At 61.8% G+C, this 6,535-nt stretch carries 9 protein-coding genes; all 9 read left to right on the top strand.

Annotated features, from left to right (window positions below; all coding sequences use genetic code 11):
- Window positions 1-763: 763 nt before the first annotated feature.
- The 9 genes from Q8K99_06320 to Q8K99_06280 all read left to right on the top strand — a co-directional run bounded on the left by Q8K99_06320 (window position 764) and on the right by Q8K99_06280 (window position 6,337).
- Complete coding sequence (locus Q8K99_06320) at window positions 764-988, top strand: addiction module protein (protein ID MDP2182166.1); 225 nt, start codon at window positions 764-766, stop codon at window positions 986-988.
- On the top strand, window positions 985-1,281 hold the full coding sequence (locus Q8K99_06315; protein ID MDP2182165.1) for a type II toxin-antitoxin system RelE/ParE family toxin: 297 nt from the start codon (window positions 985-987) through the stop codon (window positions 1,279-1,281). Before Q8K99_06320 ends, Q8K99_06315 begins: the two co-directional genes overlap by 4 nt.
- A 148-nt stretch (window positions 1,282-1,429) precedes the next feature.
- Window positions 1,430-1,711, top strand: coding sequence for a type II toxin-antitoxin system Phd/YefM family antitoxin (locus tag Q8K99_06310; protein ID MDP2182164.1), 282 nt, complete (start codon window positions 1,430-1,432; stop codon window positions 1,709-1,711).
- Window positions 1,708-2,001: a type II toxin-antitoxin system RelE/ParE family toxin gene (locus Q8K99_06305; protein ID MDP2182163.1), complete on the top strand. Its 294-nt coding sequence runs from the start codon at window positions 1,708-1,710 to the stop codon at window positions 1,999-2,001. Before Q8K99_06310 ends, Q8K99_06305 begins: the two co-directional genes overlap by 4 nt.
- Window positions 2,002-2,141: 140 nt before the next feature.
- Window positions 2,142-3,632, top strand: a complete 1,491-nt coding sequence (locus tag Q8K99_06300; GenBank protein MDP2182162.1) for a hypothetical protein — start codon at window positions 2,142-2,144, stop codon at window positions 3,630-3,632.
- Between the two features lie 211 nt (window positions 3,633-3,843).
- A complete protein-coding gene (locus tag Q8K99_06295) occupies window positions 3,844-4,053 on the top strand; it encodes an AbrB/MazE/SpoVT family DNA-binding domain-containing protein (protein MDP2182161.1) in 210 nt (69 codons plus the stop codon).
- Window positions 4,050-4,424, top strand: coding sequence for a type II toxin-antitoxin system VapC family toxin (locus Q8K99_06290; GenBank protein MDP2182160.1), 375 nt, complete (start codon window positions 4,050-4,052; stop codon window positions 4,422-4,424). Before Q8K99_06295 ends, Q8K99_06290 begins: the two co-directional genes overlap by 4 nt.
- A 194-nt stretch (window positions 4,425-4,618) precedes the next feature.
- Window positions 4,619-5,413, top strand: coding sequence for a restriction endonuclease (locus Q8K99_06285; protein ID MDP2182159.1), 795 nt, complete (start codon window positions 4,619-4,621; stop codon window positions 5,411-5,413).
- Between the two features lie 123 nt (window positions 5,414-5,536).
- On the top strand, window positions 5,537-6,337 hold the full coding sequence (locus tag Q8K99_06280; GenBank protein ID MDP2182158.1) for a hypothetical protein: 801 nt from the start codon (window positions 5,537-5,539) through the stop codon (window positions 6,335-6,337).
- Window positions 6,338-6,535: the final 198 nt, after the last annotated feature.

Below are 6,535 nucleotides of genomic sequence, written 5' to 3'. Positions count from 1 at the left end.
ACGTTCGGCTGACGGGCTACTCTCCGTGAAGACCATGACTATGGGGGGTGACCTGTGAGCCCAGGTCTCCGGATTCCCCTTCGGCGCAAGGTCTGACGTATGGAGCCGGTCGCGCCTTGAAGCATCCCCTCGGCGCGGGCGCGGTCGGCGGGAGTCCTCGGCGATAGCAGCCCGTCGGCTGCGTCGGCGGGGAGAGCGCGAGCGTCGGTGAGCGGGACGGCTTCGCGCACGCGGGCGCATCCACCTGCGGGCAAGGTCGTCCGCCTCTGCACCGCTCTCGCCGCATCCGGATCCACACCTCTCGTGCGCGCGCGGCTTCGCCTGACCTGTGAGGCTCAATCTCCGAACTCTGTCTCGGCGCACGGTCCCACACATGGGCAGTCGGGAGGGCGGCAAGTCGGTCTCCGCGCACGCGTGGTGGACGAAGGCTCCTTGGCGATCGGGACCCGCGAGACACGGCGGTGAGGTGTGCGCAAGCGGGAGCGGGCCGGTCGGGCCGGTTCTCGGCGAGTGAGCCGACCTGCGGGCAAGGTCGTCCGCCTCTGCATCGCCCTGGACGGCTACCGCCGTCCTTCCCGCTCGCCGAACCAGCGCGTCAACCTGACAAACCTCGGCGATGAAGCTACGCTTCTTACGAGGTCTCACCGGCCTCGGTCTGCAGGTTACGCGCACTACGTTCGAACCAACACCCTGCAGCCGTGGTCAGGCTGTCCGGTTCGGGCATATGATGGGTCGTGACTGGATGAAGACGAGGTGAACTGCCGTGACTATCGACGAACTCAAAGCTGAGGCCCTCCGCCTGGATCCTGACGAGCGAGCGCAGCTCGCGTCTGAGCTCATTGTGAGCCTCGACGAACTCAGCGAGTCGGAGATCGAGCGACTCTGGGTCGAAGAGGCAATGCGTCGCGACGCGGAACTCGACAACGGCACTGCGCGTTCCATCCCCGCTGACGAGGTGTTCGCATCGGCACGGGCTCGCCTACGTTGAGTCTCGGCATCAGCTTCCACGAAGGAGCCCAGGCTGAGTTCGACGAGGCCGTTGCCTTCTACGCCATGGAGCGTGTCTCCTTGGGCGAGGGATTCATCCAAGCCGTCGAGCACGCGTCCGCGCATGCGCGGACGCATCCCGAGTCAGCCGCAGTGATACGTGGACGGGTCCGCAGGATGCGAGTGGAGCGATTCCCGTACTCGGTGATGTACTCGGTCGTCGGCGACGTGATCCGCGTACTCGCCGTGGCGCACGACCGTCGTCGGCCGTTCTACTGGAGCCGCCGGCGCTAGGACGGTGTGGATTCGAACAAGCAGTTCGAGCGGACTCACTTCGTTCGCCGCTCAACTGCCGGACGTTAGACACAACCCCGCTACGTATCGCATGCTGAGGCACAGTACGCTATCATGTACTTAATGGCGTCCTGTATCGGAGGTTCCCATGTCGCCGCTTCGCCCCTCGACCGATGTCCGCCCCGTAACGGAGTTCCGCGCGAACGCGTCCGCGGTCATCGAGCAGATGCACTCGACCAAGCGCCCGGTGATCCTCACCCAACACGGCCGCAGCGCAGCTGTGTTGTTGGACCCAGAAGTCTACGAGGGCCTGATCGACGAGATCGAGTTGCTGCGCGATCTCGCCATGTCGGAGGCTCAAATCGCCGCGGGACAAGTGATTCCCCACGATGAAGTCGCCCGCCGGATGCGCGAGAAGTACTCGCTGTGAGGGTTGCCTGGACCGAGCAAGCCCATGCGCAGCTCGACGAGGCCATAGCATTCATCGCGCAGGACCGGCCGGAGGCGGCCCTTGCGTGGCTGGAGCGCCTCCTCGACGCAGGCGAGAGCCTCAGTGAGCTGCCCGACCGGGGCAGGGTCGTCCCGGAGGCGGCACGCGCCGACGTCCGCGAGCTCATCATCGGCCCATATCGCCTGGTGTACCGCGTCGACTCCGACTCCGTCACGATAACGATGGTTCTTCACGAGCGGCGTGAGTTGAGTGGCGATGACGTGCGCTGAGGGGTGTGTCTAACCCCGGCATCGAGCCGACTTCGCACTTCATCGGCTACCATGTCAGTCGTAGGGCACGGCTCATGCCGCAACACGTTAGGCATAGCCGATGCCTCGTCCGAGTGGGCGCCGCAGGCATGGAGGGGGGCATGATGCGACTCGATTTCGCGACGATGGTTGATGTGCTGGATTGGCAATCCTACAGCATCTACGAGCAAGAGCATGGCGACTTGATAGGTGAACTTGTCACCCAACGTCTTGAGGCGTTTGAGGCTGAGCATGGTGAGGACTTGATAGCGCACTGCTCGCGCATGCACGACTGTCAGTCGCTGTCCTGGCCCAAGGACTTTCCGCTCGGAAGCGAGACGCTCAACGGCACACCGCTAACGTTGGATGCCGTGCGCGAGGTCAAAAGGCAATGGCGCAGCATCCTCAAGGAATCCATGCAAACAGCCCGGGCGCTGCTCAGACATGCGGAGACGGACGCCCAGGCCGCACGTGAGCGCTTCCTCTTCGACACTGTAGCGAGAGAATTCGGCCAGACGCATCGTGTTGAGCACCATGGAAGACCCGAATGGTTGGAGCGACAGCACTTGGACGTCTGGTTTCCGGACAGCAACCTGGCCATCGAATTCCAGGGGCTTCAACACTTCATGCCTGTTGATCACTTCGGCGGGGAGATGAGATTTCGAGACCAATACGATCGAGATCTCAAGAAGCGACGTCTGTGCGAGGATCATGAGTGCCGCCTCTTGATTGTGGATGAGGAGTACGACCGAGAGGCGCTGTTGGAACGACTGCGCACGCTTCTTTCCAGCGAGAAGGAGCATGACAGCGCTCCAGTGATCCTGCTTCTGGGGCAGCAATCGAATTCAATGCTTGCTGCACGAGAAGCGCTGTACAGCGGTTCGTCGCTCGAGTTCGACTACTTGGCGCAAGATGGATCCGCTTCGCACAGAGTCGTCGTGCCAATCGCTTTCCAAATGCATCTAAGCCCGTGTCTGCGCGCGTACTGCACCCTTCGCGAGTCGGAGAGATCGTTCTCGTTTAAGGCGATGTCCAACGTGAGACTGTGTACCGCAGGAATAGAGGACTCGGATGCGCTGCCGCATCAACCAACCAGCCATCCCGCTCCAAGCCGGTTTGAGATAGAACTGATGCGACATGAGGCATCTATTCGGCTGGCAGACAGCGAGGATCTTGGTTCTCGGGCGCACCGTCAATCCGACTCCGGGTACCTACTCGAACTGCTCGCACTTGAGATTCTCTTGAAAGCGTTGTTTCGGGTATACGTCGGCGAACCCAGCAACAGTCACAAGTATGACGAGCTGTATGGGGAGATTCCCGGACCCATTCGCGCTCGGGTCGAGGCATCGGCCCGTAGGGCACGTCCGACCGGCAACTACGATGCAGTCCCCACTGTGCTCAAGTACCTCGGGGAGAACTTTGTCAAACTGCGCTATCCGTACGAGAAATACCGGGGAATGAGCGAGGCAGCGTACCTCGAGCGTGGCGAAGCTTGGATTGCCCATGGAGCCCTATCGGGAGATGCGGACTACCTGTACTACCCGGCTGAACTGAACGGACTCACTCAGGGGCTGCTCAGCCAGATTGATGCTTGGCTTGCTGCTGCGGTGTAGCGGGGAGGCATGCCTAACCCGCGCGTCAACACAGACAGCGCGAGCGTGCAACGGTATCCTCGGCAGTGAGGGTCGCGTGGCCGCGCTGCTGGTTACGCGCAAACACGTTAGTCACATCGTCTCTCCGCCGCTGCCATGAGCTATGGTTCGTGCGCTTGTCATACGTATCTGCTATCGATACAATATGCGTAGTACAAGCAGGAGGTGCACGATGGACGCAGTCACCATTTCTCCCAAGTTCCAGGTCGTGATCCCGAAAGCGATCCGCGAGCAGCTCAATCTGGTGCCAGGCCAGAAGGTGCAGGCCATCGCCTACGGCGAACGGATCGAGTTCATCCCAGTAAGGCCGGCTCGCGCGCTACGCGGGATGCTTCGCGGCCGCGACACGAGCTTCGAGCGTGATCGCGAGGACCGCGTGTGAACGTTGTCGACTCTTCGGCATGGCTGGAGTACTTCGGCGACGGTCCCAACGCCTCGGAATTCGCGAAAGCGATCGAGGAGCCGGACGACCTGGTCGTCCCCGCGCTCACACTCTTCGAGGTGTTCAAGCGAACTCATCAGATCGCGGACGAGACCACGGCGCTTGATGCAGTCGCTGTCATGATGCAGGGCAGAGTCGTCGACCTGACGCCCTCGCTGGCCTTGGACGCAGCTCGAACCTCCCTCGAGACCGGTCTTGCGATGGCTGATTCGATGATCCTTGCGACCGCTCGCGCGGAGGATGCCGTGCTCTGGACGCAGGACTCGCACTTCAACGGCTTCGAGAGCGTGGAGTTCCGTCCCAAGCGATGACGAGTGACTAACCCCGGCATCGAGCCGTCTTCGCGCACCATCGGCTACCATGGCAGTCGTAGGGCGCGGCTCATGCCGTAACACGTTCGGCAGGCCAAGTGACGACTCGATGAGTCGTGCGTGCGGCGGCCTTGGGCGACTAGGACTGGGGGGCACCAGTGGGAGACAGGACCAAGCCCTGGAAGGGCCCTCGAATGCCGAAGTACATCCGGCAGTTCTCGCATGAGTACGAATCGCGGGAGCGTGAGATCGGGATCCTGCAGGACATACTCCTCGAGTGGCGCAATCTGGAGGCAGTCGGCACGCGTGCGCACGACTACTTCGAGCGACTGAATCACCTGGAGGGACGCTCTCTGGGTCTCGGCCTTGGTCTCGACGAGGTCGAAGCCGGGATTGACCAGCGCTACGGCGATCTTCTGAGGTTGGAGAAGGTACTGGACTGGCAGACGATGCAGAGGGAACTCTGGGCGCGCATTGAGTATGAGAACGACGTCTTCAACGACGCGTGCCATGAGCTGGAGCCAGTCGTTGGGGATGTGGTTGAGGAGCTGCAGTCCGCGGATAGGTATGAGGAGCTCTACTCTTACTTGAAGGGGGATGGGCCCGCCCCTCATTGGAGGAGAAGTGAAGAGGCCATTGCGCAGCTGTTCAAGGACCGCGGCTGCGAAGCGCAGCTCGGTCCGGGAAGAGCGGACGGCGGGGTCGACATACGACTGATGCTCCAGTCGCCGGTAGGGAGTCTCTTGACCCTCGTCCAGGTCAAGGACTACATGCTGACCAGGAAGGTCGGCTTGGAGGCGGTCGCCGCCTTGAGCGGTGTCGTCGACGCCGAGAAAGCGAACAAGGGCGTATTCGTGACAACTTCAGCGTTCCAGCCCGCTGCACGGAAGTTCGCTGACACCATGCGGAACCGGCTGCTGCTCGTAGATGGCCCACAGCTCCTCACCTGGATTGAGGAGGTGCGTCTTGGGCGAAGAGGGCGCCGCTAGTACGAAGAGCTGCGTCATCGTGTCTCGACCGTCGTTTGGGGGCTGCCGAACCACGGCGTCCAGCAGACAGCCGCTTCGCGGCTGCAGCTGACGCCGAAACACGTTGGGCAGAACGGAGGGGACATGCCGGAGGAAGCCGAGACCCCGACCAGTCACGTGCTCGAAATCGACGACAGCACCCATTCCCACTCCGCGGACGAGGTGACGTTGCCGCTGGATGCGAGATTCCTGTTCACGTGGCAGTTCCTGGCTGGTGCGGCGGCTCAGGCCGGTCTCGCCCAAGACATCGAGGCGGACGATATCGAGTTCGACGACACGCCCAAGATTGTGCTTCACCGAAGCCTGGTGCTCGGAGCAATCATGCAGTCGACCGCCGCAATGGAAGCCGAGGCTTGGGACGTCGTTCATCACGGTCCTGGGCATCATCACGGGGCTGGCGGTATCGACCAGACTTCATTGGACTTCCTGTCACCCTTGGCCGGGATGATCGACAAGCAACCAGCCTTGTCACGTTTTGAGACCATCCTCCATCTGCTCGGTAGAGAACCCCTCAACCGGGGTGAGCAGCCTTGGCAAGATGCTGCGCTCCTTGTGAATCTGCGCAATGAGTTGGTGCACTACAAGTCGACTTGGGGGAGTGAATCGGAGCGCAAGGACTTCGCTAAGGCTTTGCGCGGCAAAGGCTTCGTTCTACCATCCTTCATCCGGGAGAACCTCGCCGGAGGCTACTTCCCGCTGAAGTGTCTCAATGCGGCATGCGCAACATGGGCAGTTGGCGCGTCGCTCGGTTTCTTGGACGGGTTCTATGAACGGCTAGGAATTGACTCTCCGCTCGACTCGCACAGACACTTGATCGAGCGTGGCTCGTGGCAACAGGCGCCTGCCCAACAAGCGCATCAACCTGACGGCCAGCAGGTAGACTGACCTGGAAGAGCATACGCCGCAGGTTATGCGCAAACACGTTCGACAGACGCGTCTCCCTTCGCGAAGACCATGGATATGGTGGGAGACCTGCGAGCTTCAATCTCCGGACTCTCCCTCGGCGCATGGACTGACGCATGGGACGGATCGGTTCTCGGAAGCGTCGCGTCGGCGAGAGCGCGGTCGGCGCGCATCCCTCGG

The sequence above is a fragment of the Actinomycetota bacterium genome (assembly GCA_030682655.1).
GTDB lineage: Bacteria > Actinomycetota > Coriobacteriia > Anaerosomatales > JAUXNU01 > JAUXNU01.
This window is presented reverse-complemented; position numbering and strand designations above follow the sequence as displayed.

What these genes read in the sequence shown, in the direction of transcription:
- Q8K99_06295 (MDP2182161.1), top strand. Translation starts at nt 3,844, where the DNA reads ATGGACGCAGTCACCATTTCTCCCAAGTTCCAGGTCGTGATCCCGAAA.
- Q8K99_06285 (MDP2182159.1), top strand. Translation starts at nt 4,619, where the DNA reads ATGCCGAAGTACATCCGGCAGTTCTCGCATGAGTACGAATCGCGGGAG.
- Q8K99_06300 (MDP2182162.1), top strand. Translation starts at nt 2,142, where the DNA reads ATGATGCGACTCGATTTCGCGACGATGGTTGATGTGCTGGATTGGCAA.
- Q8K99_06310 (MDP2182164.1), top strand. Translation starts at nt 1,430, where the DNA reads ATGTCGCCGCTTCGCCCCTCGACCGATGTCCGCCCCGTAACGGAGTTC.
- Q8K99_06280 (MDP2182158.1), top strand. Translation starts at nt 5,537, where the DNA reads ATGCCGGAGGAAGCCGAGACCCCGACCAGTCACGTGCTCGAAATCGAC.